This is a genomic window from Brevibacillus sp. FSL K6-0770 (genome assembly GCF_038000275.1).
Classification (GTDB): Bacteria; Bacillota; Bacilli; order Brevibacillales; family Brevibacillaceae; genus Brevibacillus; species Brevibacillus parabrevis.
The window spans coordinates 2,545,048-2,570,124 of sequence record NZ_JBBOBQ010000001.1 but is presented as its reverse complement, the minus strand read 5'-3'; the positions used below and the strand labels follow the sequence as shown (position 1 = coordinate 2,570,124).

Genomic DNA, 25,077 nt, shown 5'->3' with positions numbered 1-25,077 from the left:
TTACCGTTTTTGTGGTCTGTTGCGCATAAAATTTTCCGAGGCAAAGCCGCGCACTTGCTCGTCTGTATAGTACCGCGAAAGCTCGTGCAGCAAATTTTGCATCATGCCTGCATGGGAAAGTCCTTCGATGCGTTCGGGCATCGAGATGCCGTCGAAGTCGGAGCCGATTCCGATGTACCGCTCACCGCCCAACCCGCAAAAATGTTCGATATGGCGGATCAAGTCCGGGATCGCAGCCTTTCGTCCCTCCTTGACGAAGGCGGGAGAAAAAAATACGTGGACCAGACCCCCTTTGGCGAACAGCGCCCGCGCCTGTTCATCAGACAAATTCCGCGGATGGTCGAGGATCGCCCTTGCATTGGAGTGGCTTGCGATAGGATGAGCTGCCAGCTCGATCACGTCCCAGAAAGCCTGTTCATGCAAATGCGAGACATCTGTAAAAAGCCGATTTTCATTCAGAAAATTCACTACTTTTACGCCGAACGAAGTCAATCCCGTAGCCGTTTTGTCCAACGCTCCGCCCGCAGCGAGATTCCCATGATTCCAGGTCAATCCGACAGAGCGCACCCCCAACTGATACAGCGTCGTCAACATGGACAAGTCTTCTCCGATCGCATCCACTCCTTCCAGCGAGAGCAGCGCTCCGATTTCTCCGTCTCGCAGCCGATCGCTGTCGTCCCATTCCTTGATTTGCTTCATCTCGGGATTTTTCCCCAAGACTTCCTCATGGAAATAATCCATTTGCGCAAGCACAGACGAAAGCTTTTGCTCCACAGACAAGTCCGGCGGCGGAAACAGCGCGAAAACTTGAACTTTTACTCCGCCTTGCTGCAAACGCGCTTTGTTCGACTCCAACTGTGGTGCATTGGCGAAAGCAAGCTCGCCTTTTGACAGCCACATTTTCAACAACGTGTCGCAATGCAGATCAACTACGTGCATAACAGGCTGTCCCCCCTTACAAGTCTACATACATGCCCTTGCCCGTCTCCTTCGCCTTGCGATACACAAACGCGGCAACGCTCAAATCTTGAACGGCGATCCCCGTCGAGTCGAACAAGGTAATCTCGCTCGCCGATTGGCGTCCCGGCTTTTCCTTGCTCGTAATTTGTCCCAGCTCTGCAAACAGACTGTCGCGGGAAGGCTGTCCTTGCAATTCTCCCAGGTGCGAAGCTTGCTCCCACCAATCGCAGACGAGCTTGTCCGGCAGCCGATCCAGCTCGATCTCCCTTTTCCCGCTCGTATCGCTTCCCATCGCATTCACATGAGTTCCCGCCTGCAGCCACGACGACTTGAGCACAGGCGAAAAGGCAGGTGTCGTCGTGACGACAATATCGGCTTGCTCGACCGCTTCCTGCGCCGAAGCGGCTTGTCTGGCGCCGAGTCCCATCCGCGTGATTTCCTCGGTCAGTCTGGCTGCCGAAGCATCTGTGCGGGAGTAGACGGAAACGGTTTCAAGCGGAAACAGGTGCAGCAGCCCTTCCAGCTGCGCTCTTGCCTGGACGCCTGCGCCAATCAGTGCGACCGACTTACTCTTTTGGCGGGCTAAATATTTGGCCGCAATCGCCCCTGCCGCCGCTGTGCGGATCGCCGTCAGCAGATTGGCGTCCAGGAGGCACGTCGGCTCGCCCGTTTGCGGACAAAGCAGCAGCATGACGGATTGATGGTTTGTTTTGCCGCTTTGCCAATTGTCGCTCCAGAAGCCGCCTGTCTTCAGGCCAATCGCTGACTCCTCACTCAAATACGCTGATTTGATGCTGTAAATCCCGTTGTGCTCCCCGACTTTTTCGCGAACGGACGGGAAAACGGCGCTTTTGCCTTGAGCAAACTGGGAAAAAGCCAGCTCCACCGTCTCCATCGCTTCACGGAAGCTCAACATCTCCGCAAACAATTCCTGATTGATTACGAGCACTTTTGCCATGACTACACCCCTATTGATTGCATCCTCGCGCATGGATCGGAAACACGGTTTCGACTTTTCCGTCGCGTATTCCGTAAGCCACCTGGTACAAATTGACGGTTGGACAAATGTGGTTCGGAATGATTTCGATGCGCTGGCCGATGGAAAAGGACGTTCCCGGCACCATAATCGCATGCTCATCCGACAGTTTGCGGATGTGTACATCCTGCTGCCCTCGTACCTGCCCAAAACCGCTGGTCGCAAGCAGGCCGCTCGCCCGCGAGTCGATTGTCATCGCTTTCGCCCCTGCATCAGCCACAGCACGTTCGCCATTCGGCCTGGAAATAACCGTGCCGAGAATCGTCGCGGCACAGCGCTCCGTATCTCCGAAAAAGGCGGCGTGCGTCCTGTCGTAAAACACGTAGGTGCCCGGACGTATCTCGGTGACTCCGGGAACGACGCCTGCCCCAAGCAAACCGAGCGTGCAACCGACACTGACCTCGCAGGGAAAGCCCCAGCGCGAGCGGATTCGCCTCCCGATCTCGACCATTGTCTCCTGCGCTTGGCGCGCCACTTTTTCCAGCTCGCTTCTGTCTGCCGCGTTATACACTTGTCCTTCATGAGTGAATATTCCATCTATTTTTGTTTCAGGGAATTTTCTGATAATTTTCTCGACAAGGCTCTCTACCTGATCCGGTTCCACGCCACAGCGCTGCAACCCGGTATTGACCTCGATCATGATTCCGACGGAGCGAGCCTCTCCCCCGTACTCGGAAAGCTGTTCTAGCTGAACAAGCGAATCGACCGCCAGCCTGATGCGTGCTCGCCTCGCCAGTGCTTCCAGTCTGGCAAGCTTTTTTCTCCCGACAATTTGCGTCGCCACAAAAATGTCTGTCAGTCCATAGTCGGCCATGACTTCCGCCTCGCCAAGCTTTGCCGCGGTAATCCCTTGTGCTCCGCAATCGATCTGCATCTGGGCGATTTTTGCGCATTTGTGCGTCTTGATGTGGGGGCGAAGAGCAGCCCCTCCTGAATCGGCGAGCGACTGCATCTCCTGCACATTTTTCTCCAGACGGTTCAGATCGATGAGCAGAGCGGGCGTGTCCAGTTCGTCCACGCTTGATCCGATCAGCTTCATCTGCTCAACTCCTCTTGCTCCTGTTTCTGATTCCTGCGCAGCTCGTCTAGGTAGCTGTACATGGTTACCTTGGAAATTTTCAGCTCGGCAGCGACTTTTTCCAGCGCGCCCTTGATCAGAAATACCCCTTTTTTGTCCATGAACTGGACGATTTGCATTTTTTCGTTCTTGTCGATTTTCTCCACGTCTTTCTCCGAGATCATCTGGTTAATCATCTGCTCTACGATCTCCCACACATTTTGCACCACTTCCACTTCTTCGCGCTCCAGCGGCTCCTCGTCCATGCGGATGAAGTCCTCGATGAACTCGCGGGTGCTCACCAGTGGGTGAATGTCGATGTTGATGCAAAAAGCGCCGATGGCTTCCCCGTCTGCATTGCGGATCAGCGCGGTCGTCGACTTGATCGTCCGCCCATCCTCCGTCTCGGTGCGATAATTGGCGACGACGTCATTTTGCAGCTTTTGAGACAAGAGAACTTGTGTGATCAAATGGTTGAACGATTGCCCGACAGCTCTGCCCGTGACGTGGTTGTTCGCGGTGTAGATGACGGACGACTGCGGCGAACTCAAATCGTGGAGCACAACTTCGCAGTTTTTGCCAAACGTCTGAGCCATGGCATCGGCGATCGGAATGTATCGGCGCAGTTCCTCGGCGTATTTTCCCATGCTTCACTCTCCTTTCCTCCGGGATGGTGGTGCTATTTGTTATCCCTCATTATACTTGTCTATATAATTTATTCAAGATAAAATATAATTTTTTCTATAAAATTCTGACGAATAGACTTTCTTATCAAAGCTGATCAGAGCCGGAATCATCCGTTAACGCAGCGAAACCACAGCTTTTCCTCCCACTTCACAAGAACGAGAATAGAAAAAGTTATGTATAAAAACTTCTCTGTCTTTTCTGCGTTTCTTTATATTTTTTTCTACACCAGATAACGCATCGCCTAAAAAAAAGAACGCCCTCGATCCTCGCAGACCAACGGCGTTCTCGTGTATGAATGAAACGATGTTACGAATGGCTCTGCTCTTCGCATTCCAATCCTTTGGCATAGTACGCTTCCTGAATATGCGCAGGCACCATGCTGCCCCCTGTCGCCCAGACGATATGGGTTGCGTTTTTCATTTTGTCCGCAAGACCGTGCTGCTCGATGTACTGCTGCCCCGCTGCTTGCGCAAGCAAACGGATCGGCCCTGGCATGCCAGCCAGCGCAGACGGCTCAAGCCGCACGGATTCGCTGTCGCGCAAAGCCCGCAGCAGCCTGTACAGCTCCCCGTCCGCCACCGTATAGACGCCGCTGAGCAACGGTTCCATGACTTTGCCGACGAAGCGCGAAGGACGTCCTACGGCGAGTCCGTCAGCGTCTGTCTTGTTGTCGATGCCAAAGTCTTGCACAGCCAGCTTGTCATGATACCCCGTCATCAAGCCGAGCAGCATGCAAGGCGAATGAGTCGGCTCCGCAAAAAAGCAGTGGACGCGATCGCCGTAAAGCAGCTTCAATCCGTAGGCAACGCCACCCGGCCCGCCGCCTACCCCGCACGGCAAGTACACGAAAAGCGGATGCTCGCTGTCCACGATCACCTGCTGCTCCTCCAGCTGCTTTTGCAACCGTCCGGCGGCGACGGCATAGCCGAGAAACAGCCGCTTGGAGTTTTCATCGTCAATGAAATAGCACTGCGGGTCGGCTTCTGCCTGCTTTCTTCCCTCTTCGACCGCTTTGCCGTAATCGGATTGATACTCGACGACTTGCACGCCTTTTGCGCGCAGCAAATCTTTTTTCCACGCTTTTGCATCCGCAGACATATGAACCGTCACCCGAAACCCGAGCTTCGCGCTGATGATCCCGATGCTCAGTCCAAGATTGCCTGTCGATCCTACGGCGATGGAGTATTGGGAAAAGAACGCGCGGTACTCTTCTGTGGCAAACACGGAGTAATCGCCGTCTGCGGGCAGCCTATCGTGCTTTTTCGCCAGTTCTTCTGCGTGGGCAAGCACCTCGTAAATCCCGCCTCGCGCCTTGATGGAACCCGCGATCGGCAAATGGCTGTCGCACTTCAGCAGGAGACGGCCCGGTATTTCCTGACCAAAACGCCTTGCCAGCTCGTCTTGCATGTTGGGGATCGAAGCAAGCGGCGACTCGATCAGCCCGGAAGCCGAGCTCGTTTCCGGAAAAGCCTGCTGGATAAACGGGGCAAATCGGCGCAAACGCTCCTCTGCATCTTGCACCTCTTCCGCCGTAACCGTCATTTCTGCTTCCGCCACCGGAGTCAGACGCGGATTTGTCCAAAATACTTCCGCTGTTGCCATCAGCTCGGACAACAACGGATACTCGCTTTTCCATTGCTCGATTGTTTTTCCTTCAACTCTCACACCGTTTTCCATCGCAATCGCAAACCTCCACCATTAGGCATTTGATATTCGGGAATATTTCGTCTTTTCAACCGCTGTGAGTCATCTGTGTGATGAAGCTTGTCCTTTAGTATGATAGTGCAACAAGAACGCGGGAAGCAACCCATTTGCCGGAAAAGAAAGCCCCCTTCTCTTATTTTTCTATTAAAAGAATTTACGTTTGTCCATTGAGCAACCTCCTGCGATCTCCTAAGATGAGGTTGATTGATAATCATTATCGATACATTTTTACAAGGGAGATGTCCTCGCAAAATGATACAGGTACGACCACTCATCGCCACCTTGCAAGCTGTCTTCTTCTCCGCAGCGCTCTTGCTCTCCGGGTGCGGGCAATCAGCACCTACCCCCGCCCCAACCGATGCTGCCCAGAAGACAGCGGAAGCGCCTGCCACTGCAAAAGGAGCCGCTGCAACCACGCAACCGACGGGCGACAGCCAGAAGCAAACGCGACTGTACAAAGACTTCATGAATCGCGAAGTGGAAATTCCCGCGCACGCCGAACGCGTGATCTTCATCGGCAATACGGCTGGAGATTTGCTCGCCCTCGGCGTCAAGCCTGTCGGGCTGAATATGATCGATGCGAAGCCGACCGTGTTCGGCGACGAGCTGCAAGGCGTCGAGGACGTGGGCCATCCGGGCGATCCGGAAAAAATGCTCGCGCTCAATCCCGATCTGATTATTCTCGGTGTGAACATCGAGGAAGAGCGGCTGCAAGTGTTTTCGAAAATCGCTCCGACTGTCGCTTTTGACAAATATCGGCCTGTGAAGGAGCGCTTGCTGACGTTGGGCGATATTTTGGGCAGACAACCAGAAGCCAAGGCGTGGATCGCCGACTACGAAAAGCAAACAGAGCAGTTCTGGAGCAACATGCAAGCCCAAGGTCAGGTGAAGCCGAACGAAACGGCCAGCGTCTTTATTTTTTACGACGGCGGCAAAAGCCTTTACGCGCTTGGCACGCAAGGACTGTCCTCCAGCCTGTATCACGCAAAAGGCTTCAAGCCGACTGAGGCTATTCAAAAAATGCTGGACAACGGCGTGTCTTTTGAGGAGTTTTCCAAAGAACGGCTCGGCGAAGTCGCCGGGGCTCACCTGTTCCTGATGGTGTCGCTCGACGACTCCAAAGCCGAATTTGAGCGTTTCATCGAAAACCCGCTGTGGAAAAACTTGCCTGCCGTCAAAAACGGCCACGCCTATCTCGTAGACGCGAAATGGGGCTATGACGACGCCATTACCAAGCAACGCATTTTGGGCGAGCTGCCAACCATTATGCAAGCCAAAAAATAGATCGCTTCGACACCTTGCATTGCCTGCGAACAGCTTTTCAACCTTTTCGTTGAAAGGCTGTTTTTCTTTGCGTATGATAGATAATGATTATTATTCTCGATTGTTAGCAAAAGGAGGCTCTCCTTTTTGAACCAACTTGCCATCCCTCCCCTGCGCACGCTTCTGTTCTCGTTCCATGAAATGCTGTTTCAGTCGCCTGCCGAGCCTGAACGGATTTCGCCTGGCGCTCGTCATACGCTTTTGGCATGTACAGGCGGGTCAGGTGCCGTGCAAGTAAACGAGACAAGCCTGATGTTGGCAAAAGGAACCTGCTTCCTGTTGCCGCCGGATACATCGTGCCTCGTTGCGCCCGCTGCGGAAGAAAGCGTCAGCTATTTTCGGCTCGATTTCTTTGTCTATCAAATGGAGGATCAGTCGTCTCATCCGTATCGGGGAAAGCTGTTCGCCGGGGCTGATGATTTTGTCGTTCATCCGTTTTCACCCGTTTTGCAAAAACTGCAAACGTTGTATTCCACTCGTCACCCGGACAACGATCCCGGCGGAATGCGCGAGCGCATTTTGTTTCATGAGCTGCTGGAATTGATTTTCGCTGCCAAACGAAACGCGGATACGCGCCTGTCGCCGGAGCTTGCTGTCGAGCAAACACGCGCTTTTTTGCACACGCACTTTCAAGAGCCGATTACCGTGGAACAGCTGGCTTCTCTCGCCCACCTTCCCCGTTGGCAATACTCTCATCTGTTCAAGTCGCTGACAGGGCAAAAGCCGCTCGATTACTTGACCGATTTGCGGATCAGGCGGGCAAAGGAACTGTTGCTCTACTCGGATGATCGGCTTTACGAGATTGCGGACCAGGTCGGTTTCAAAGACCAATACTACTTTAACCGTCGCTTCCGCCAAGCTACCGGAGTGACGCCGCGGCAGTTCATCCGCATGCAGCAGGAGAGACTGAGCTACCGGGACGCAACTGGACGCAAAATCGCCCTGCCGCCTGCCCCGGAGCGGATCGTGATGATCGGCGATGCTCCAGGGGAACTGCTCGCGCTCGGCGTAAGTCCCGTCGGCGTCAACAAAGCAAACAGTTCGGGCATTTTGTACCAGGAACAACTCTTTGGCGTCGCTGACATCGGTCACCCGGTCGATTGGGAAAAGATCGCGGAGTTGCAGCCCGATCTGATCCTGCTCGGTTTTTGCGAGGACGAAGAGCTGATCCGGAAGCTTTCCCGGATCGCCCCGATTGTGACGTACAACAAATACGCCCCGCTGTACCAACGCTTTCGGACGATTGCCACGATCGTCGGGAGGCAACAGCTTGCAGAGGAATGGATCGCAACGCATGAGCAGAAGCTGAATGCGCTCAAACGGCACTTACCTTTGCCGAATCGGGAAGAAACGGCGTCTTCTTTCATTTGTCAGGATGGGAAACTGTTCGTCATGGCCGGAAAAGGGCTGCTCTCTACGCTTTACGGCTCGGGCATGGTGAACGCTCAGGCCAACATCCGGAAGCTGATCGCGCAACATGTCGCCTTTGCCGAAGTCACGCCGGAGCAACTGCCCTTGTTCGCCGGCGACCGCGTCTACTTGATTCAGTCGGCCAATGACAGCCAGACCCGCCAACAGCTGGAGCGGACGGCTCAGTGGAGCAATCTGCCAGCCGTGCAAAACGGACAGGCTTACCTGATCGACGACAAATGGAACTACGACGACCCGATCACCAAGCAGTATTTGCTCGACGAACTGCCTGTGCTGCTCGGGCAAACTTCATAGTGCTTTTTGCACGGAGTGGATCAGTGTGCACATGAAAAAAGCTCGCGGCTGTTGCAACCGTGAGCTTTTTTGGGCAATTTATTCTACCTGGTAATGTGCCTGATTGCGCATCAGTTCACGGATGTTGGGCAAATACGGCATCAACTTTTCTGCTTCGACAATGCTTTTCCACTCGATCGCCTGAATCTCGGAATCGGTCGTTCCCAACTCGCCGCCGACAATCTCGGCCATAAACGTGACAAATGTCGCAAACTCGTTGCCAATGACCTTTTCGCTGACATGCACAATCTTGCCGACCTGCACGGACAGCCCCGTCTCTTCCATAGCCTCGCGCTTCGCTGCGTCGCAGAGCAGCTCGCCATTTTCCCGCTTCCCGCCTGGCAAACTCCAATACTCCTCATTTTGCACCATAAGCACTTTATCGGTATCTTGGTCATACAGCAAGACGTAGGCCACATTTACGTGAATCAAATCCATAGCTGCTTTCCTCTCTTTTCTCGACTTGACTGGTCCCATCCTGTAGCTTGATTTCCGCTTTTGGATTGGCACATTTTACAAACTTTCGCAACGATTGTTATAATAGCACAAATTACAAGCTTTCCACACGCGAGGAATGGCCGCTGACAGTGCGGTTCCTTTTCCCCGATGTGGATAGGTTTTTGGCAAAAGGAGAGAACGAAATGGAAATCAGAAAGCTGGCTCCCCATGAAGAAGCGCCCATGGATCTGCTCTTGCTCGCAGATCCTTCGCAAAAATTGGTGGAAGACTATTTGCAAAGGGGCCAGTGCTATGTTGCCGCCCAGGATGAACAGTTTGTTGGCGTCTACGTCCTCATCTCTACGCGCCCCGATACGATTGAGCTGGTCAACGTCGCTGTAGACGAAGCGCGTCAAGGACAGGGCATCGGCAAGCAGCTCGTTTTGCATGCCATCGAGACAGCGAAAGTGTCCGGCTACAAAACGATTGAGGTCGGCACAGGCAACTCCAGCCTGGATCAACTGGCCCTCTACCAAAAATGCGGCTTTCGCATGACCTGGATTGACCGGGACTTCTTTCTGCGCCATTATGAGGAAGAAATCTATGAAAACGGCATTCAGCTGACAGACATGGTTCGCTTCTCCCAAGACATTTGAGAGCGGGCGTCACCTGGAAAGGAACGATATGTACACGTACACCATCTGTTTTCTCAAGCATGCAAACGAATACCTTCTGTTGAATCGGCGCAAACCGCCGCTGATGGGCCGCTGGAACGGCGTCGGCGGCAAGCTCGCGCCAAACGAGTCTCCGCTTGACTGCGTGCTGCGCGAAGTTTTCGAGGAGACAGGCATTGCCTTGTCCTCCGCCACTTACAAAGGGATCGTTTCGTGGAAGCTGGACGGAGATGTCGCTGGCGGCATGTACGCCTATGTGGCGGAACTGCCTGAGACGTTTGAGCGTCCGCTGACGCCACTTCGCGTAGAGGAAGGCATTCTGGACTGGATGAGTCTCGACTGGATGCTGCATCCGAAGAACGAAGGGATCGCCGAAAATGTTCCGCAGTTTTTGCCGTACATGCTGGAACACGAGCAGCCGATCCAGCACGTTTTTACTTATGAGGGCGATCGGGTAATCCAGTACGAGCGCCTGCCGCTCCCGGAAGTGGCAGAAGCGGTGAAAAACGGATAGCTTTGCTGGTCGGTTCAGGTTCACCTCCCTCCACCATGGCGTGGCAAGGGAGGTTTTTTATGGGGAAAAGGCGGATATGTTACTGAACAACAATCTAACATCTGGCACTGAAAGACCATAAGCTCCTGTTCTTTTGCGGAACAACAAATCATTTCCCGTGTGGTTGTATCGCGTAGAATTTTTTATATGGGAGGTTTATAACTTTTTCTGCGCATCGTTTTTTGATCAGGCGCGATATTCACTAAGATCAAACTCTCTGCGATGCCCAGTTCCAGTCAAGAAAGCGGGTGGTCCTGGCTGTTTAGCTGTATCGAACACTCCGAAATCTTCCCCCCAAACTCCATCTCGGCAAGCATTGGGCAATTCGCCCAACCACTCTCCCCTCACTCAGACAAAACAGCCAGACGAGGTATCTGGCAAGTTGGCAACTCCACTTTGGCATGTTGGAAACCAGCATTAAGTTTACATAATTAAATTATGGTTCACCTAACAGCACGATCCTACTCTCTCTATTCCCCCTAAAAACCTTTTCCATTTTGCGGAACTTGATCGGTTTGTCCACGTATGTAACCATATCAACCTAAAAGAAGGTGGCTTGCTTTGGCGATCGAGATCAAGAACATCCGTACTTCAAAAGGAATGCTGCAATACAACATCAGCGGCGACAACTCGCCCAAGCTGGTGCTGATCAACGGCGGGTCTGGTCCCATCGAAGGCTGGATGCGAGTCCTCCCCGCTCTGGCTGCGGAAAGTTCCGTTTTTTCCTACAATCGCTTGGGCGTCTCGGGCAGCGACAAACCGCAAGAGCCTCAGGACGGCGTCACGATTGTGGAAACGCTGCGCGAAGCACTAGCCGCTGCCGGCTGGGAGCCGCCCTTTTTGCTGGTGGGACATTCTTTGGGAGGGCTGTACGCCAATTTGTATGCCCGCCGCTATCCTGCTGAAGTATCCGGGATGGTCCTGATTGAAGCCAGCCATCCGAAAGATCTCCTGCTCGGGGAATACCAAACCAGCGCGGTCAAGGCAATCAACAGACTGCTCGCCCTGTTCGACTCCTGGTCTGCACACAAAAAGTTCAGTGAGGTGCATTTTGTCCAGCAAACCGTCGCCCAGTTGAATGATCACGCGGCATTCCCTGACATCCCGCTGTACGTCATCACCGGAGGCAAGGAAAACCGCATGATGCCAGAAGCAGCGCGGCGAAAAAGGTGGGAGAACCAACGGGAATTGCTCGCCCTCTCCCCGCAAAGCCAGCATGTCGTCGCCAAAAACAGCGGACATTTCCCGCAATTTACGGAACCGCAGCTCGTCATCGAGACGATCCTTGTGTGTGCGAAGCAAATCAGATAATCAAGTGATCTCCCGCTTCATCCGCTTTTACCCGCACCAAACAGCCGCAACTTCATCAGCCCGGCTGTTTGCTCCGCTTTCTGCTTGCTTTCTTACCGACTCGCGACCTTTCGTTTCAGCAAAGGCTCGCGTCCTTCGCGCCCTTGCGTTTTCGCCAGGTAGATGGCGTACTCCAGCGGCCGTTGGATCGCGCGTTTGTACTGTTCCGTAGCCCCCATCTCGCGAAAAATTTCTCGCGCTGGCTTGGGGTTGACTTCGATCAGCCAGGCGCGGCCGTCTACATCGATCCCGATGTCCAGTCCGAACTCCACCATTCGCCCAAAGTGATCTTCCAGCGTCTCCGCTGTTTGATGGGCGAGGTCTTCACAGTCACGGACGATTTGCGCCGAGCGTTCCTCGCCGAATTTGGGCTTTAAAAAGGCGGGAACCGGTACAGCTTTTCCGCCCCCGTGCAGGTTGGAAGTAGCGCTGCGCTCCCCCCCTACCCGGAAGCCGTGGCCTGTGATGCTCCACTCGCCCTGGCCGTTTTTCTGGATCAAAAGCCGCATGTCTACAGCTCGCGCTGGCACCAGTTGCAGCCGCAAGCCTTGCTGAACGATGTACTTCTCTTGCCTCGTCCACCGATCCGTCCAGCGCAAAACGGCGGAGATGTCGGAAAAGACCTTGGAAATCTTCGCCCTTTGCTTGTCGCGCCCAAGCAGACGATACCCTCCGCCGTGCTTCTCGATCGAGAGGATGTTGCGTCCGCCTGTTCCATTCAACGGCTTTACGTACAAGAGCGAATGCCTGCCGAGCATTTTGATGAGATTTTGCCGATTGTACAAAAGCGTTTCCGGCAGCCAGCGATGCATGCGCGAATCGCGGTGCAATACCTCATGGACGCGCCATTTGTTCGCCAGACGATTGTTGGCGTACAAGAACGGGCTTGTGCGGCGAAATGCCACATAATCCTTGAACGCCTGGGTCGGTGTGTAGCGGTAACGGTCGAACACAGCGTCCGGACGGTCAAACAAGCGCGATTGCCACTTGCCGTTTGCATCCAGGACGTACCCTCTCACCTGCTTGCCTGATGCCAACACGTCTTTTGGCGAAAATAAAAAGGCAGTGCAGCCCAGTTCTTGTCCCGCCTTCAGCAATCGGCGAAAATAGGTTGGCTCCGCGAATCGCTTGCCCTCCCGCCAAGTCAAGATGCCGATTGTGGGTCGTTTCATCCTGCCACCCTCTCTCGTTTCTTCCTTGGCAGTTTATTCACGATCCGGCAAAATGGCGCTTAGCGCAGCTTCTTTTCCAAAGCGAGCAAATCGAGCGGCAGCGGGGCCGACGCCTGCACCAGCTCTCCCCCGAACGGATGGGCAAGCGTCAGTACCGCCGCGTGCAGCGCCTGTCTTCTGATCAAATCTTGCTTCCCTCCATACAGCTCGTCGCCCAGCAACGGATGCCCGATATGACTCAGGTGGACGCGAATTTGATGCGTGCGCCCCGTCTCCAGTCTGCACTCGACTTTTGTCGCCGTCTTGTAGCGCTCCTTGACTTCATAGTGCGTGACGGCAGAATCGCCGTTGGGCGCGACTCTTCTGCGGGTGGCATGATACCTGTCCTTGCCGATCGGCTCATTGATTTTGCCGTTCCCTTTTGCCATCTGCCCGGAGACGAAAGCGAGGTATGTCCGCTTGATTTTGCGCTCGCGCAGCATCTCGTCCAGCAAGGCCGACGCCCAGGCGTGCTTGGCGTACAAAACCACCCCGGACGTATCCTGATCCAGCCTGTGCACATGACGCACTTTCGCTTGCAGTCCGGTGCGGAAAAAGTGCCCGGACACCAAATGATCCAAAGTCAGGTGATGGTTCGGCTCGGTTGGATGAAGCAGCATGCCCGCAGGCTTGTTCACGATCAGCAGATGGTCGTCTTCGTACAAAATCGGCACCGTTTCGCTCGCCGGGTCCAGTCCGAGCGGCTCTGGCTGGCACAAGCGCATGCGAATTTCCTGTCCCTCTCGCACTTGCGTGTGCTGGGCACAAGGAGCGCCGTCTACAAGCACTTCTTTATGCTGAAACAAAAGATGGACCTGCTTGCGTGGCAGCTTCCATCCCTCGCGCAGCAGGTTCCTGATCGGAATGGCGTCGTCCTCCGCCTGCAAGTGGCAGACGAGCCATTCCCCTTCTTTTTTCATCGATCGCATGGTCAATCTCCCTGCCTTATGTTCGTTGCATTACTCTGCGTTCAAACCGTTGTTTACCTGAACGGCGCGGTCGAGAAAACGCTCGATCTCTTCGCGGCTTTTGCCGAGCTTGCTGACGAAGCGAACGAGCTCTTTGCCCCGGCTGAACGCGATGAAGCTGGGAATCCCGAACACATCGTGCTTCTGGGACAAATCAGGCAGCGTATCGCGATTGACAGCGACCATGTCCACTTGCTCTTTATATTGTTCTTCCACTTCCGGCATGAACGGATCGATGCGGTGACAGTCCGGGCACCAATCGGTAAAAAATTTGACCACGACGGGCTTCTCGGCGGCAATCGCCTGTTCAAATTCTGCTTCTGTCTTGAGTTCTCTCATCATGGATCTTCCTTCCTAGAATGATTTGGAAACAGTGTAGCACAAAGCCTGCCTGTTTGTCGCACGCGGCTGACACTTCATCCGCTTTTTACAACGCCCCGCCCTGCTCCACCAAACAGCGCACAAACGCTTCAGCCGGGCGCGACAGCGGCTTGTCTTTGCGATAGGCAACGACGAGTGTCCGGTATGGCTTCGTCGTAAGCCGCACGTAGGCGGGCGGCTCTATCGTCCCTGGCGCCAGCGTAATCATTTCCGGGGCAAAAGACAGCCCCATGCCCGCCGCGACCAGCGATTGGACGGTCTGGATGTTGGTGCTTTCAAAGACGATGCGCGGACGGAAGCCAGCTTGCTCGCACAACCGCAAGGAAATCGTCCGGAAGCCTTGCCCTTCCTTCAGCAAAATGAACGGCTGATCCGCAAGCTCGGCCAAGTCGACCTGCTTTTTGCCAGCCAATGGATGATTCGGCGGCACCGCCAGGAAAATTTCTTCATTGATCGCCGGAATGATCTCCAGGGAAGGATCGCTGATCGGCATCGTCAGCAAGCTGACGTCGATTTTTCCGCGCACGAGCAACTGTTCCAGATGGCTCGATGTTTCCTCCATCAGTTGCAGCTCGACTCCGGGGAACAACTTGGTAAACGTCGGCAACACACGCGGCAGGACGTAAGCGCCCGTGATCGGCAAGCTGCCAACCAGCAGTCGGCCGCTCTCCCCCACTGCATACGCGCGCATTTCCCGCTCCAGCCCTTCCGACATGTCTACCAGCGTCTGCGCCACCTGCACAAAACGCTGGCCCGCATCTGTCAGCTCCACATGCTGGGGCAAACGATGAAACAGACTCACACCCAATATTTTTTCCAGCTTGGCGATTTGCTGGCTAAGCGATGGCTGAGCCAGATGCAAGCGGTTGGCCGCACGCGAAAAGCTGCGTTCCTCCGCTACTGCAAGCACATAACGAATCTGTCGTAACTCCATAAAAAACCTCCCGATAGGCAAAAGCTATCCTTCTCATAATTATTATATCTTTGAACTATTTTCTTTGCCATGATACAACCTTGTTAAGAGTTTTCGCACGAAGGAGGCATTCACTAATGAAACCCCGTACAATGTTTGAAAAGATTTGGGACAATCACGTGATTCACGAGGAAGCTGGCAAACCGAGCCTTTTGTACATTGATCTGCATCTGGTGCACGAGGTGACTTCTCCGCAAGCGTTTGAAGGGCTCCGCCTGGCTGGCCGCAAAGTCCGCCGTCCAGAACTGACTTTTGCCACCATGGACCACAACGTGCCGACAGCGGATCGCTTCAATATCAAAGACCCGATCTCCCGTCAGCAAATGGAAACACTGACTGATAACTGCCGGGAATTTGGCATTACACTCGCTGACCTGAACAGCCCGGATCAAGGAATCGTCCACGTCATCGGCCCTGAGCTTGGCCTGACACATCCCGGCAAAACGATCGTGTGCGGCGACAGCCACACTTCCACGCACGGGGCATTCGGCGCTCTCGCCTTTGGGATCGGGACGAGCGAGGTCGAACACGTACTCGCCACACAATGCTTGCCGCAGCTGAAGCCAAAAACGATGGAAGTCCGCGTGAACGGCGACCTGCCTTTCGGTGTCAGCGCAAAAGACTTAATATTGGCGATTATCGCAAAATACGGAACTGACTTTGCCACCGGGTACGTCGTAGAGTACACAGGCGAAGCGATCCGCAAGCTGACGATGGAAGAGCGCATGACCGTGTGCAACATGACGATTGAAGGTGGCGCACGCGCCGGGCTAATCGCTCCTGACCAAACGACGTTTGACTATCTGCAAGGCCGCCGCTACGTTCCGCAAGGCGAAGACTTCCTGGCAGCAGTGGAAGCATGGAAAGAGCTGTGCACAGACGAAGGCGCTACGTACGATACATGTGTCGAAATCGACGCCGCTGCCATCGAACCGCAAGTGACATGGGGCACAAGCCCAGGCATGGGCACGAACATCACCAGCACGGTTCCAGACCCGGAAGCTTTTGAGACTACGGCACAGCGCAAAGCGGCTCAGGACGCTCTCGCTTACATGGATCTTGCTCCGGGAACGCCTATGAGCGAAATCAAAATCGACCGCGTCTTCATCGGCTCCTGTACAAACGGACGGATTGAAGACTTGCGCAAAGCGGCGGAAGTTGCCAAGGGACGCAAAGTCTCCCCTTCCGTACACGCGATGGTCGTACCTGGCTCCCAGGCAGTCAAGCAGTTGGCTGAGCAAGAAGGCTTGCATCTCATTTTCCAGGAAGCCGGTTTCGACTGGCGTGAATCCGGCTGCTCCATGTGCCTCGCCATGAACCCGGATATCTTGTCAGAAGGAGAGCGTTGCGCTTCCACTTCCAACCGCAACTTCGAAGGACGTCAAGGCCGTGGCGGACGCACTCACCTCGTCAGCCCGGAAATGGCTGCCGCGGCTGCCATCGCAGGCCGCTTCGTAGACGTACGTGAATGGAAAAGAGAGAGCGCAAGCGAGGAGGTATTCCAATGAACCCATTTGTCATCCACACCGGACTGGTCGCGCCACTGGACCGTGTCAACGTAGATACAGACGCAATCATCCCGAAACAGTTCCTGAAACGCATCGAGCGCAGCGGCTTTGGCCAGTTCCTGTTTTATGAATGGCGCTTTAACGTCGATGGCTCGCCGATCGACTCGTTCATCCTGAACACCCCTGCCTACAAAGACTCGACTGTGCTTCTCGCCCGCAACAACTTCGGCTGTGGCTCGTCGCGCGAGCACGCTCCGTGGGCTTTGCTCGACTACGGCTTCCGCTGCGTGATCGCTCCGTCTTTTGCCGACATTTTTTACAACAACTGCTTCAAAAACGGCATCCTGCCGATCAAGCTCAGCGAAGAGCAAGTCGACGAACTGTTCTTGCGCACACAAAGCCGCGAAAATTACGAGCTGACGATTGATCTCGAACAGCAAGTCGTGCGCGACAGCGATGGTTTGTCCTATCCGTTCGAGGTGGACCCGTACCGCCGCTACTGCCTGTTGAACGGCCTCGACGACATCGGAATTACGCTGCAATACGAGGACAAAATCGCTGCCTACGAAGCAAATCGTTAATCTTTTTGCTCGAAACATGTTTTTCCATACAGAAGCGAAGGCATGCTGCCACACATGCCTTCGCTTTTTCGTCTGGTCAAGCGTTCGTTTTCAAGCGGTAGCCACTACTCATGCAAGAGTACGTACATCAGCGTCTCGTCGACGTAGCGCTCCCCTACCTTCAAAGCTTGTTTTTCATAACCGTACGGCACAAAACCCATTTTCTCGTAAAAACGTACAGCCCCAGGGTTGCTCGTCACAACCGCAAGCTGAACCTGGCTAATGTCTCCGCGCGCTTTCAAATACGCCAGCTCTTCGTGCATCAACGCTTGCGCGACACCTGTCCCGCGATGCGCTTCCCGGACGTACATGGACACGACCGCTGCCTTATGCCGCGCCTTGATGCCGCGATGGCGGAAATAGCCGATGATCCCTACCAGTTCCCCTGCGACGAAAGCGCCAAAATAACCGCTGTCGCCTTGTGGTCCCTGAGACAGCCGCTCCTTCCACTCCGCCATAGGCCGTGCCGCATCTTCTTCATACGTAGCACCGAATGCATCCGGGTCGGTTTGCAACCCTTCCAATCTTACTTTTACAAAAGCTTCTGCATCTTCTGGCCCCAATCGGCGGACTTCCATTGTGCGTTTCCCCTCTCTCCTCGCATTTCCACTCATAATAGTAAAGAGTTGCCAGGTTGTAAAGGTTGAAAAATTCCTTTTTAAACCATTTTTGTAACGGAGAAAAGTTTTCCTGGAAGGTGCGTTCGCTTTCCCGCCAAGCTACAGAGACGACAAGCGGTGTTGCGGAACTGGAAGCTGCATTTTCTCCACTGCTGACGGAACGAAGCGGTACCGCTACTGGATCGGCTGTCCGGTCGGCACAAAGCGGCTATGCTTCCGGATCACCAGCCTGACCGGAACAAAAAAACGCCAGGACAGCATCCCCCGGCGCTTCTTTTCACCACTTATTCGTTGCTCAGGCAAGCTCGTTCCGGGCCGAATCGGCAAGATCAAACGATGCCAGCGCCTGTTCACGCAGCTTGAACTTTTGAATTTTGCCTGACGCTGTCATCGGGTATTCGACGACGAACTGGATGTAGCGCGGCGTTTTGAAACGGGCAATTTTGCCTTCGCAGTACGCCAACACTTCCTCCTCTGTCAGCGTCTCGCCCGGTTTTACCCGAATGCAGGCCAGCACCTGCTCTCCGTATTTGGCGTCTGGAACACCGACGATTTGCACGTCCAGTATTTTCGGATGCGTGTACAGAAACTCCTCGACCTCACGCGGATAAATATTTTCCCCGCCGCGAATGATCATATCCTTCAATCTGCCTGTGATCCGGTAGTAGCCTTCCTCGTCGACCGTCGCCAAATCTCCCGTATGCAGCCAGCCCTCTTCATCGATCGCCTTCGCGGTTTGATCCGGCATATTGTAATACCCTTTCATCACCAAATATCCGCGTGTACACAGCTCGCCCTGGACGCCAGGAGGCAGCGTCTCTCCCGTCGCTGGGTCGATGACCTTCGCTTCCACTCCTTCGTGCAGCCTGCCTACGGTGGATACCTTGCGCTCGATGGAATCTTCCGGCCGCGTCTGGGTGATGACCGGGGAAGCTTCCGTCTGTCCATAGGCGATCGTGATGTCGCGGATGCCCATTTTGTCCACTACGTTTTTCATTACCTCGATCGGGCAAAGAGAACCCGCCATAATGCCCGTGCGCAGCGAACTGAGATCGCGCTCGGCAAAAGACGGATGGTTCAGCTCGGCGATGAACATGGTCGGCACTCCGTACAGCGCCGTGCATCGTTCGGCTTCGACAATCGAGAGCACCAATCCGGGATCGAAGGCGGTGACCGGGACCATCGCCGCTCCCGTGGCAACGCAGGCAAGCGTGCCCATCACGCAGCCAAAGCAGTGAAAAAACGGCACGGGGATGCACACCCGGTCTTCGATGCCGAGCCCTTGACATTCCGCTACCTTGATGGCGTTGTTGACGATGTTCACATGCGACAGCATGACTCCTTTGGGGAAGCCAGTCGTCCCTGACGTATATTGCATGTTGATAACGTCGTCGGGCGAAAGCGACTCTTGCCGCAAACGCCGTTCTTCCTCGCTGACCAGCTCGGCCCGCGCGAGCAAATCTGCCCATAAAAACATCCCCGGCTGCCGCTCCTCGCCCAAGTAGATGACATTGCGCAAATGGGGAAGCCGCTTCGACTGGAGAGCGCCCGGCTCACACGTCTCCAGCTCGGGACAAATTTCCTTGATCATGTCGAGGTAATTCGCGTCCCGATACCCGTCGATGAGCAGCAGTGTCGTCGATTCAGACTGCCGCAGCAAATACTCCAGCTCATGGACGCGGTAGCTTGTATTCACCGTCACAAGCACTCCGCCCATCTTGGCCGTTCCAAACTGGGAAATCACCCATTCCGGCACATTTGTCGCCCAGATCGCGATGTTCTCCCCTTTTTGAATGCCGAGCGACATAAATCCCCTTGCCGCCTGGTTGCACACTTCCTGAAACTCGGCAAACGAATAACGCAACGATCGTTCATGGTAGACTAGCGCTTCCTTATCCTGATAAAGTCTGGTTGTCTCATCCAGCAAGTTGCCAATCGTAATCATCCGCAGCATGCAAGCACCCCCAAAAACATTCAGACTATTCCATCTTTATCAACTAGGATTCGTTCTTTTCCATCATATTCCTTCCGAACAGAAAAAAGAAAAGCGCCCTCATCGGAACGCTTTTCGCTTATTTCACCACAATTTTTTGCGTCGCTTCTACCTTGTAGGGCAGATGGTTGCTGTAATTCAGCTCCACGCGGATTTCGTGCTCGCCTTTTGGCAGCTTTTTCAGCATGAACTCCGGATGGTAGATCATTCCTTTGGATTCTCCATCGAGGTACAGATGGGCGTGGCCTTTGCCAAACACCGGGGTTTGCCCAAGCTCGCTGCTCTCCTGAACGAACTCGAAGTTTTGCGTCAAAAGCGACACTTCTGCTGTCGTCCCGTCCACGGAAATATCCATGTTCAATGACGGCTTGGCGGCATCGGTCGGCTGGCTCACCGGAGTTTTGGCCGTGGTAGTCGGCACACTCGTGTCACCTGGTCGATAGGAGTCAGAGACGTGCAACGGGTCTTTGACCAATAGCACGATTCCCGCCACCAAAACAACTACGAAGACGATCCCGCCCAAAATGAGATTGCGCATACTGATAATAAAGACCTTCATGTCTCTACTCTCCCTTTCGCAAGTGCTTGTCACTTATTTGTACATGCATATGCGAGAGCAAAGAGAGTTAGACGCAAAACTTTTCTAGCAATCAGCGGTAGTTGATAAATTGCACGTCGAGCGCCAAATCTGCCTTGCGGATCGCCTGAATGATCTGTTGCAGTTCATCCCGGCTTTTTCCGGTCACGCGGATTTGATCGTCCTGCACTTGCGTTTTCACCTTCAACCCTGCGTCTTTAATGATGCTGTTGATCTTTTTGGCGTTTTCCTTGTCGATTCCTTGCACCAGCTTCACGCGCTGCCGAACCGTCCCGCCCGCTGCCGGCTCCACTTTTTGATAGTCCAAGTTTTTGATCGGGACGTCGCGCTTGACCAGCTTGCCGAGCAAAATGTCTTTGACCTGGCCGAGCTTAAATTCGTCATCCGAGATGAGGACAAGCTCTTCCTTTTCCAATGAGATGCTGCTTTTGCTCCCTTTGAAATCAAAGCGATTCTCGATTTCCTTCAAAGCCGTCTGGATGGCGTTGTTCACTTCCGACAAGTCCACCTTGGATACGATGTCAAACGAGCTTTCTTTGCTCATTTTCTTTCCTCCTTTGAATGGGAAATAGTGCCCTAGATCGCCCGGACCAGGCCGCCGTCAACGAGAAACGATTGTCCGGTGACATAGCTGTTGGCTGGCGACGCCAAAAAAGTCACCGTGCGGGCAAATTCATCCGGGTGACCGTACCTGCCAAGCGGAATTTGCTGCTCCCAGTTTGCGCGGACTTCATCTGCCGTAACGCCGTTTGCATTCGCGCTTAGTCCGTCCAGTTGCTGCACGCGGTCTGTGGCGATTCGTCCCGGGCCGATTGTGTTAATCAAAATGCCGTCCGGCCCCAGCTCGGAAGACAACGTTTTCGCCAAGCCCAAAACGCCCGTGCGGAACGTGTTGGACAAAATCAAGTTTTCCAACGGCTGCTTGAACGAAGAAGAGGCAAAGTTGACGATGCGCCCAAACTGGTTGGCGCGCATATGCGGCAAAACGGCGCGGATCGCCCGGACATAGCTCAGCAAGTTCAGCTCAAAGGCGGAAATCCACTGCTCGTCCGTCAACTGGTCAAACTTGCCCGCGGCAGGCCCGCCTGAATTGTTGATTAAAATATCCACGCTGCCAAACTCGCTGACGGTCGCCTGCACAACCCGCTCGATATCTTCCGGCTTGGTCACATCGACGACCACGGCAAGCGGAGCTTTTCCTGTTGCCTGTTCAATCTCGGCGCGAACAGCTTCCAGAGCGCCTTCGTCTCTGCCGCAAATCGTTACGTTTGCTCCCTCGTGAGCGAGGCAAAGCGCTGTCGCTTTTCCCAGCCCTTTTGTCGACGCAAGCACAAGAGCTGTCTTACCCTTCAGTTGCAGATCCATAGTCAGACTCCTTTCGCGGTGCGTATGTATCTTCCTTAGTTTCTATTCTACAGAACTTTCTGACGAACGAAAAGCAAAGAGAAGGGGCAAAAGCACACCTTCCCTTCTCTTCTTTTCGCTATCGTATTGGAACGCACTTCGCCGATCAGATGTGCCCCGCTTGCTTGCGGCAAGCGAAGCAGTCTGACTGCATCGTGCTACAGCTCGGTTTTGGAAACCTCGCTGTTTTTGTTTTGTTTCGCCAAACGCTTGGCTTCCCGTTTCGCTTGACGCGCTGCCTTGCGAGCCAGGCGTTTTTCTTTTGCCCCTTCGAACAAAGAGTACAGCACAGGCACGAGGATCAAGGTAACCATCGTATGGAAAATCAAGCCGGCAATAACGGCTGTCGCAAGCGGAGCTTCCATGTCGGAGCCTTCCGCCATTGCCAATCCCATCGGCAGCATCCCCAGGATTGCTGTCAGCTTCGTCATGATAACCGGACGCACGCGGTCTTTCGTTCCTTGCACGATCGCTTCTGCCGTAGCCATGCCGCGACCGCGCAGCAGGTTGATCCGGTCGATCAGCAAGATCGCGTTGGAGACCACGATACCGACCAGCATAATAATCCCGATCATCGCCATCTCGCCAAACGTTCGTTGCGTGAGCACGAAGCCAAGTACCACGCCAACCAGTGCCATCGGAATTGTCAGCATAATGATGAACGGCTGCGACAGTCGGCCGAACTGGGCGACCATGATGACATAGATCAGCGCAAGAACGCCGAGGAAAACAAGAATCCCTTGTGTCATGTTGGCGCTTTGTTCTTTCAACTGGCCGGCAATTTCCACTTTGTATCCCTCTGGAATGACCATGCCCGGCAGCTTCTCGTTGATTTCACGTCCAACCGTACCCAAATCGCTTCCCAACAGCTCTGCGGACACACTGATGATCCGTTCGCCTTTTTGATGTGTAAGCGTAATCGGCGATTTGCTGTAGACCCAATCTACGAGGTCAGCAAGCGGCACTTGTGCCCCCTTCTCGGATGTTACCGTAATCCCCTTGAGCTGCTCTGGATGCTTCAGCCAGTTGTCCGGCATTTTGGCGACCACATCCACATCGATGCCATCTTTTGTGATGGACGTAATGTGCTGGTTGCCAATCAGAACGCTCAGTTGCTGGAGCAAGGAGCGATGGTCAACGTTCAGTCTGGCCAGTGCATCTTGCTTCGGAATCAGCGTTACTTTTTCTTTTCCTTCTTTGAAATCGTTGCGAATATTCGTTACGCCATTGATCGTGGACAGCATGCCCTCAAGCTCCGTGGCGATCTTGCGCATTTGCTCCATATCGTCCCCGGTGATGTTGAGCTGAACCGGGGCTGATCCACCTTGTTGTCCGAAAGACATGGAGATGGACTCAATGCCTGGAATCGCATTCAGGCGCTCGTTGATATCAGCCGTCAAAGCTTCCTTGGTACGATTGCGTTGCGACTTCGGCACGAGTGAGATGAAGATGTCCGAATCACTTTTGGACGCTATGAAGAAGACGTCTTTTACTTCGGGAATGCCCCGCAGTGCTTCTTCTCCGACCACCGCAGCTTTTTGCGTGCGTTCCAGCGTTGAACCCGTCGGCATCTTCAGCGTGGCAAAAATAAAGTTTTCGTTCGGATCGAGTCCGTTCCCCATCTTCACAAAAGGGGTAAGGAAAGTTACGGCGACAAGCATGAGCACCGCCACGATAATCGTCTTGACCCGGTGGCGCAAAGCCATATTCAACAGCCCGTTGAACAACCGATTGACAGCGTGTTCTTTTCCTTCGCCCTCCAGCGAGACCTTTTTATCTTTCTGCAAAAAGCGATCGGAAAACACGGGTACGAAAAAGAACGCGGCAATGGTCGAAGCGATGATGGCAGCCGATACGGTAAAGGCAATCGTCGCCATGATCGGTTTGAGCCAATCGGCAAAGTCTGCAAAAACGAGCGGCAAAAATACGACGATGATCGTAAGCTGCGAAGTAAATACAGGCGTCAGTACCTCTTTCGTTCCTTTGATGATCGCCTGTTTCAGCTGCTCGCCTTTTTCACGGAAATGATAGATGCTCTCCAGTACGACGATCGCGGCGTCGACAATCAAGCCGACCGACAAGCTCATCGAGAGCAAGCTGACCATGTCGATGTTGTAGCCAGCCATTTTCATGGCGATAAAGGTCATGAGAGCTGACAATGGCAATGTCGTTGCGATGACGAGCGTCACCCTCCAGTTGCGCAAGAACACAAACAGGATGATGATCGCCAATGCCCCACCAATGGCCACATCGCGGCTGAGGTTCGATACCGCATGCTCGATGAAGGAAGCAGCCTCAAACATGACTTTTATTTGATATTTTCCATCGGCTTCCGTATTGATCTGCTTGATGAGTTGCTCGACATTGCGCTGGGTAGTAATCAGATCGTAACCGTCTGAGCGCGACACGCTAAGGTGTACGAATACCATGCCATCAGTCAGCGCTACCGAGTCTTTCACTTTTCCGCGCATGTCTTCCACAGTCGCCAATTGCTCCAGCGTGACGGTTCCGTTTGGCGTGTTGATCGGCAGCACATTCATTTCCTGTACAGAATGGAAGCTGTTGTCGATCATGATGACCGTGTCAAAGCCCGTGTTTTCGAGCGTGCCGATCGCCTGCTTCCAGTTCGTTTCCTGTAGCTGGGAAACAACCTCGGATGGCGTTGTGCGGTAGGCGTTCAGTCTCTCAGGGCGCAAAGTGATCGCGATTTTGTTCTCAAAGCTGCGATCTGATACAGACACTTCTTTTACGCCTGGCACTTCTTCGATCCGGTCTTTGAGCGTTGTTTTTGCCAGGCTCAGCATCGCTTTCGGATCGGCTCCCACAAGCGCGTAGTCGATCATTTGATCGTCCCCGAAGCTGTTCTGGGTTACGCTGACCGTGTCAATCGCTTTCGGGAAGCCGTTGCGCAGCCGGTTAACGGTATTTTGCACATCTTGCTTAACTTGTTCCCCTTTGCCTTCCAAGGCGATAATCGTAATATTGGCGTAACCTGTACCTGTAGTAGAAGAGTATTCTTTAATGTTTGCAATTGACTTGATATTTTGCTCGATGTTCTTCGTTACCTTCTCTTCCATCTCTTCCGGGGGAAGTGCCCCACCCGATACATTGACGAAGATCGATGGGAAGTTTGTTTTCGGAAGCAGCTCGACATTGAAGCTGAACAGCGAGCCCAAGCCAGCAAGCACGAGCAAAAACGTAAACAAGTACACAATCAGGCGTCGTTTCAGCAAAAAGAGAATCAACTTTTCCATG

At 53.9% G+C, this 25,077-nt stretch carries 23 protein-coding genes; 7 read left to right on the top strand and 16 right to left on the bottom strand.

Going from position 1 to position 25,077, the window contains the following annotated elements; genetic code table 11:
* The 5 genes from NST23_RS12635 to NST23_RS12615 all read right to left on the bottom strand — a co-directional run bounded on the left by NST23_RS12635 (position 1) and on the right by NST23_RS12615 (position 5,417).
* Entirely contained in the window at positions 1–939 is a 939-nt protein-coding gene (locus NST23_RS12635; RefSeq protein WP_173598811.1) for a dipeptidase, read from the bottom strand.
* A 16-nt stretch (positions 940–955) separates the two neighbouring features.
* Complete coding sequence (locus NST23_RS12630; protein ID WP_167470254.1) at positions 956–1,918, bottom strand: ornithine cyclodeaminase family protein; 963 nt, start codon at positions 1,916–1,918, stop codon at positions 956–958.
* Positions 1,919–1,928: 10 nt separating this feature from the next.
* Positions 1,929–3,035 (bottom strand): alanine racemase, encoded by a 1,107-nt coding sequence (locus NST23_RS12625; protein ID WP_340963763.1) that lies wholly within the window; start codon positions 3,033–3,035, stop codon positions 1,929–1,931.
* Positions 3,032–3,700: a helix-turn-helix transcriptional regulator gene (locus tag NST23_RS12620; RefSeq protein WP_173595836.1), complete on the bottom strand. Its 669-nt coding sequence runs from the start codon at positions 3,698–3,700 to the stop codon at positions 3,032–3,034. The genes NST23_RS12625 and NST23_RS12620 overlap by 4 nt, the downstream gene beginning before the upstream one ends.
* A 346-nt stretch (positions 3,701–4,046) precedes the next feature.
* Positions 4,047–5,417, bottom strand: coding sequence for a D-serine ammonia-lyase (locus NST23_RS12615; protein ID WP_340963760.1), 1,371 nt, complete (start codon positions 5,415–5,417; stop codon positions 4,047–4,049).
* Between the two features lie 279 nt (positions 5,418–5,696).
* Between NST23_RS12615 and NST23_RS12610 the strand changes: the two genes are divergently transcribed.
* Together NST23_RS12610 and NST23_RS12605 are read left to right on the top strand one after the other, a co-directional pair.
* A complete protein-coding gene (locus NST23_RS12610) occupies positions 5,697–6,728 on the top strand; it encodes an ABC transporter substrate-binding protein (RefSeq protein ID WP_173595834.1) in 1,032 nt (343 codons plus the stop codon).
* A 126-nt stretch (positions 6,729–6,854) separates the two neighbouring features.
* Complete coding sequence (locus NST23_RS12605) at positions 6,855–8,492, top strand: helix-turn-helix domain-containing protein (protein ID WP_340963758.1); 1,638 nt, start codon at positions 6,855–6,857, stop codon at positions 8,490–8,492.
* Positions 8,493–8,570: 78 nt separating this feature from the next.
* On the opposite strand, the gene NST23_RS12600 is transcribed toward NST23_RS12605, so the two are convergent.
* A complete protein-coding gene (locus NST23_RS12600) occupies positions 8,571–8,969 on the bottom strand; it encodes an NUDIX hydrolase (RefSeq protein WP_340963756.1) in 399 nt (132 codons plus the stop codon).
* Between the two features lie 203 nt (positions 8,970–9,172).
* On the opposite strand from NST23_RS12600, the gene NST23_RS12595 reads away from it, so the two are divergent.
* The 3 genes from NST23_RS12595 (at position 9,173) to NST23_RS12585 (ending at position 11,507) form a co-directional block, all read left to right on the top strand.
* Complete coding sequence (locus tag NST23_RS12595) at positions 9,173–9,625, top strand: GNAT family N-acetyltransferase (protein WP_173595832.1); 453 nt, start codon at positions 9,173–9,175, stop codon at positions 9,623–9,625.
* A 28-nt stretch (positions 9,626–9,653) separates the two neighbouring features.
* Positions 9,654–10,157: an NUDIX hydrolase gene (locus NST23_RS12590; RefSeq protein ID WP_340963754.1), complete on the top strand. Its 504-nt coding sequence runs from the start codon at positions 9,654–9,656 to the stop codon at positions 10,155–10,157.
* Positions 10,158–10,757: 600 nt separating this feature from the next.
* The gene (locus NST23_RS12585) at positions 10,758–11,507 is read left to right on the top strand and encodes an alpha/beta fold hydrolase (RefSeq protein WP_340963751.1); all 750 of its coding nucleotides are present in this window, start codon (positions 10,758–10,760) and stop codon (positions 11,505–11,507) included.
* 92 nt (positions 11,508–11,599) lie between these two features.
* Here NST23_RS12585 and NST23_RS12580 read toward each other — a convergent pair whose 3' ends face one another.
* The 4 genes from NST23_RS12580 to NST23_RS12565 all read right to left on the bottom strand — a co-directional run bounded on the left by NST23_RS12580 (position 11,600) and on the right by NST23_RS12565 (position 15,040).
* Entirely contained in the window at positions 11,600–12,718 is a 1,119-nt protein-coding gene (locus NST23_RS12580; RefSeq protein ID WP_122963516.1) for a YheC/YheD family endospore coat-associated protein, read from the bottom strand.
* 59 nt (positions 12,719–12,777) lie between these two features.
* On the bottom strand, positions 12,778–13,686 hold the full coding sequence (locus NST23_RS12575; RefSeq protein ID WP_340963749.1) for an RluA family pseudouridine synthase: 909 nt from the start codon (positions 13,684–13,686) through the stop codon (positions 12,778–12,780).
* A 30-nt stretch (positions 13,687–13,716) separates the two neighbouring features.
* Entirely contained in the window at positions 13,717–14,064 is a 348-nt protein-coding gene (locus NST23_RS12570) for a thioredoxin family protein (RefSeq protein ID WP_122963654.1), read from the bottom strand.
* An 88-nt stretch (positions 14,065–14,152) separates the two neighbouring features.
* Entirely contained in the window at positions 14,153–15,040 is an 888-nt protein-coding gene (locus tag NST23_RS12565; protein WP_122963518.1) for a LysR family transcriptional regulator, read from the bottom strand.
* Between the two features lie 116 nt (positions 15,041–15,156).
* Between NST23_RS12565 and leuC the strand changes: the two genes are divergently transcribed.
* Together leuC and leuD are read left to right on the top strand one after the other, a co-directional pair.
* Complete coding sequence (leuC, locus tag NST23_RS12560; protein ID WP_122963519.1) at positions 15,157–16,587, top strand: 3-isopropylmalate dehydratase large subunit; 1,431 nt, start codon at positions 15,157–15,159, stop codon at positions 16,585–16,587.
* Positions 16,584–17,168 carry a 3-isopropylmalate dehydratase small subunit gene (gene leuD / locus NST23_RS12555; protein ID WP_122963521.1) on the top strand — a complete coding sequence of 195 codons (585 nt, stop codon included), beginning with the start codon at positions 16,584–16,586 and terminating at the stop codon, positions 17,166–17,168. The genes leuC and leuD overlap by 4 nt, the downstream gene beginning before the upstream one ends.
* 104 nt (positions 17,169–17,272) lie before the next feature.
* On the opposite strand, the gene NST23_RS12550 is transcribed toward leuD, so the two are convergent.
* From NST23_RS12550 to NST23_RS12525, 6 genes are all read right to left on the bottom strand, one after another.
* On the bottom strand, positions 17,273–17,785 hold the full coding sequence (locus tag NST23_RS12550) for a GNAT family N-acetyltransferase (protein ID WP_173595829.1): 513 nt from the start codon (positions 17,783–17,785) through the stop codon (positions 17,273–17,275).
* 337 nt (positions 17,786–18,122) lie between these two features.
* Positions 18,123–19,781 carry an AMP-binding protein gene (locus tag NST23_RS12545; protein WP_340963747.1) on the bottom strand — a complete coding sequence of 553 codons (1,659 nt, stop codon included), beginning with the start codon at positions 19,779–19,781 and terminating at the stop codon, positions 18,123–18,125.
* A 118-nt stretch (positions 19,782–19,899) separates the two neighbouring features.
* Positions 19,900–20,379 carry a hypothetical protein gene (locus NST23_RS12540; RefSeq protein ID WP_340963744.1) on the bottom strand — a complete coding sequence of 160 codons (480 nt, stop codon included), beginning with the start codon at positions 20,377–20,379 and terminating at the stop codon, positions 19,900–19,902.
* A gap of 91 nt (positions 20,380–20,470) precedes the next feature.
* Positions 20,471–20,962, bottom strand: a complete 492-nt coding sequence (locus NST23_RS12535; protein WP_063227007.1) for a YajQ family cyclic di-GMP-binding protein — start codon at positions 20,960–20,962, stop codon at positions 20,471–20,473.
* A 32-nt stretch (positions 20,963–20,994) separates the two neighbouring features.
* Positions 20,995–21,783 (bottom strand): SDR family oxidoreductase, encoded by a 789-nt coding sequence (locus NST23_RS12530; protein WP_217021777.1) that lies wholly within the window; start codon positions 21,781–21,783, stop codon positions 20,995–20,997.
* Positions 21,784–21,980: 197 nt separating this feature from the next.
* The gene (locus NST23_RS12525; protein ID WP_173595826.1) at positions 21,981–25,076 is read right to left on the bottom strand and encodes an efflux RND transporter permease subunit; all 3,096 of its coding nucleotides are present in this window, start codon (positions 25,074–25,076) and stop codon (positions 21,981–21,983) included.
* Position 25,077 lies beyond the last annotated feature (1 nt).

Excerpts from the sequence above, each read along its gene's own strand:
- NST23_RS12635 (WP_173598811.1), bottom strand. The coding sequence starts at position 939 with ATGCACGTAGTTGATCTGCATTGCGACACGTTGTTGAAAATGTGGCTG.
- NST23_RS12630 (WP_167470254.1), bottom strand. The coding sequence starts at position 1,918 with ATGGCAAAAGTGCTCGTAATCAATCAGGAATTGTTTGCGGAGATGTTG.
- NST23_RS12625 (WP_340963763.1), bottom strand. The coding sequence starts at position 3,035 with ATGAAGCTGATCGGATCAAGCGTGGACGAACTGGACACGCCCGCTCTG.
- NST23_RS12620 (WP_173595836.1), bottom strand. The coding sequence starts at position 3,700 with ATGGGAAAATACGCCGAGGAACTGCGCCGATACATTCCGATCGCCGAT.
- NST23_RS12615 (WP_340963760.1), bottom strand. The coding sequence starts at position 5,417 with ATGGAAAACGGTGTGAGAGTTGAAGGAAAAACAATCGAGCAATGGAAA.
- NST23_RS12610 (WP_173595834.1), top strand. The coding sequence starts at position 5,697 with ATGATACAGGTACGACCACTCATCGCCACCTTGCAAGCTGTCTTCTTC.
- NST23_RS12600 (WP_340963756.1), bottom strand. The coding sequence starts at position 8,969 with ATGGATTTGATTCACGTAAATGTGGCCTACGTCTTGCTGTATGACCAA.
- NST23_RS12595 (WP_173595832.1), top strand. The coding sequence starts at position 9,173 with ATGGAAATCAGAAAGCTGGCTCCCCATGAAGAAGCGCCCATGGATCTG.
- NST23_RS12590 (WP_340963754.1), top strand. The coding sequence starts at position 9,654 with ATGTACACGTACACCATCTGTTTTCTCAAGCATGCAAACGAATACCTT.
- NST23_RS12580 (WP_122963516.1), bottom strand. The coding sequence starts at position 12,718 with ATGAAACGACCCACAATCGGCATCTTGACTTGGCGGGAGGGCAAGCGA.
- NST23_RS12575 (WP_340963749.1), bottom strand. The coding sequence starts at position 13,686 with ATGCGATCGATGAAAAAAGAAGGGGAATGGCTCGTCTGCCACTTGCAG.
- NST23_RS12570 (WP_122963654.1), bottom strand. The coding sequence starts at position 14,064 with ATGAGAGAACTCAAGACAGAAGCAGAATTTGAACAGGCGATTGCCGCC.
- NST23_RS12565 (WP_122963518.1), bottom strand. The coding sequence starts at position 15,040 with ATGGAGTTACGACAGATTCGTTATGTGCTTGCAGTAGCGGAGGAACGC.
- leuC (WP_122963519.1), top strand. The coding sequence starts at position 15,157 with ATGAAACCCCGTACAATGTTTGAAAAGATTTGGGACAATCACGTGATT.
- leuD (WP_122963521.1), top strand. The coding sequence starts at position 16,584 with ATGAACCCATTTGTCATCCACACCGGACTGGTCGCGCCACTGGACCGT.
- NST23_RS12550 (WP_173595829.1), bottom strand. The coding sequence starts at position 17,785 with ATGGAAGTCCGCCGATTGGGGCCAGAAGATGCAGAAGCTTTTGTAAAA.
- NST23_RS12545 (WP_340963747.1), bottom strand. The coding sequence starts at position 19,781 with ATGCTGCGGATGATTACGATTGGCAACTTGCTGGATGAGACAACCAGA.
- NST23_RS12540 (WP_340963744.1), bottom strand. The coding sequence starts at position 20,379 with ATGAAGGTCTTTATTATCAGTATGCGCAATCTCATTTTGGGCGGGATC.
- NST23_RS12535 (WP_063227007.1), bottom strand. The coding sequence starts at position 20,962 with ATGAGCAAAGAAAGCTCGTTTGACATCGTATCCAAGGTGGACTTGTCG.
- NST23_RS12530 (WP_217021777.1), bottom strand. The coding sequence starts at position 21,783 with ATGGATCTGCAACTGAAGGGTAAGACAGCTCTTGTGCTTGCGTCGACA.
- NST23_RS12525 (WP_173595826.1), bottom strand. The coding sequence starts at position 25,076 with ATGGAAAAGTTGATTCTCTTTTTGCTGAAACGACGCCTGATTGTGTAC.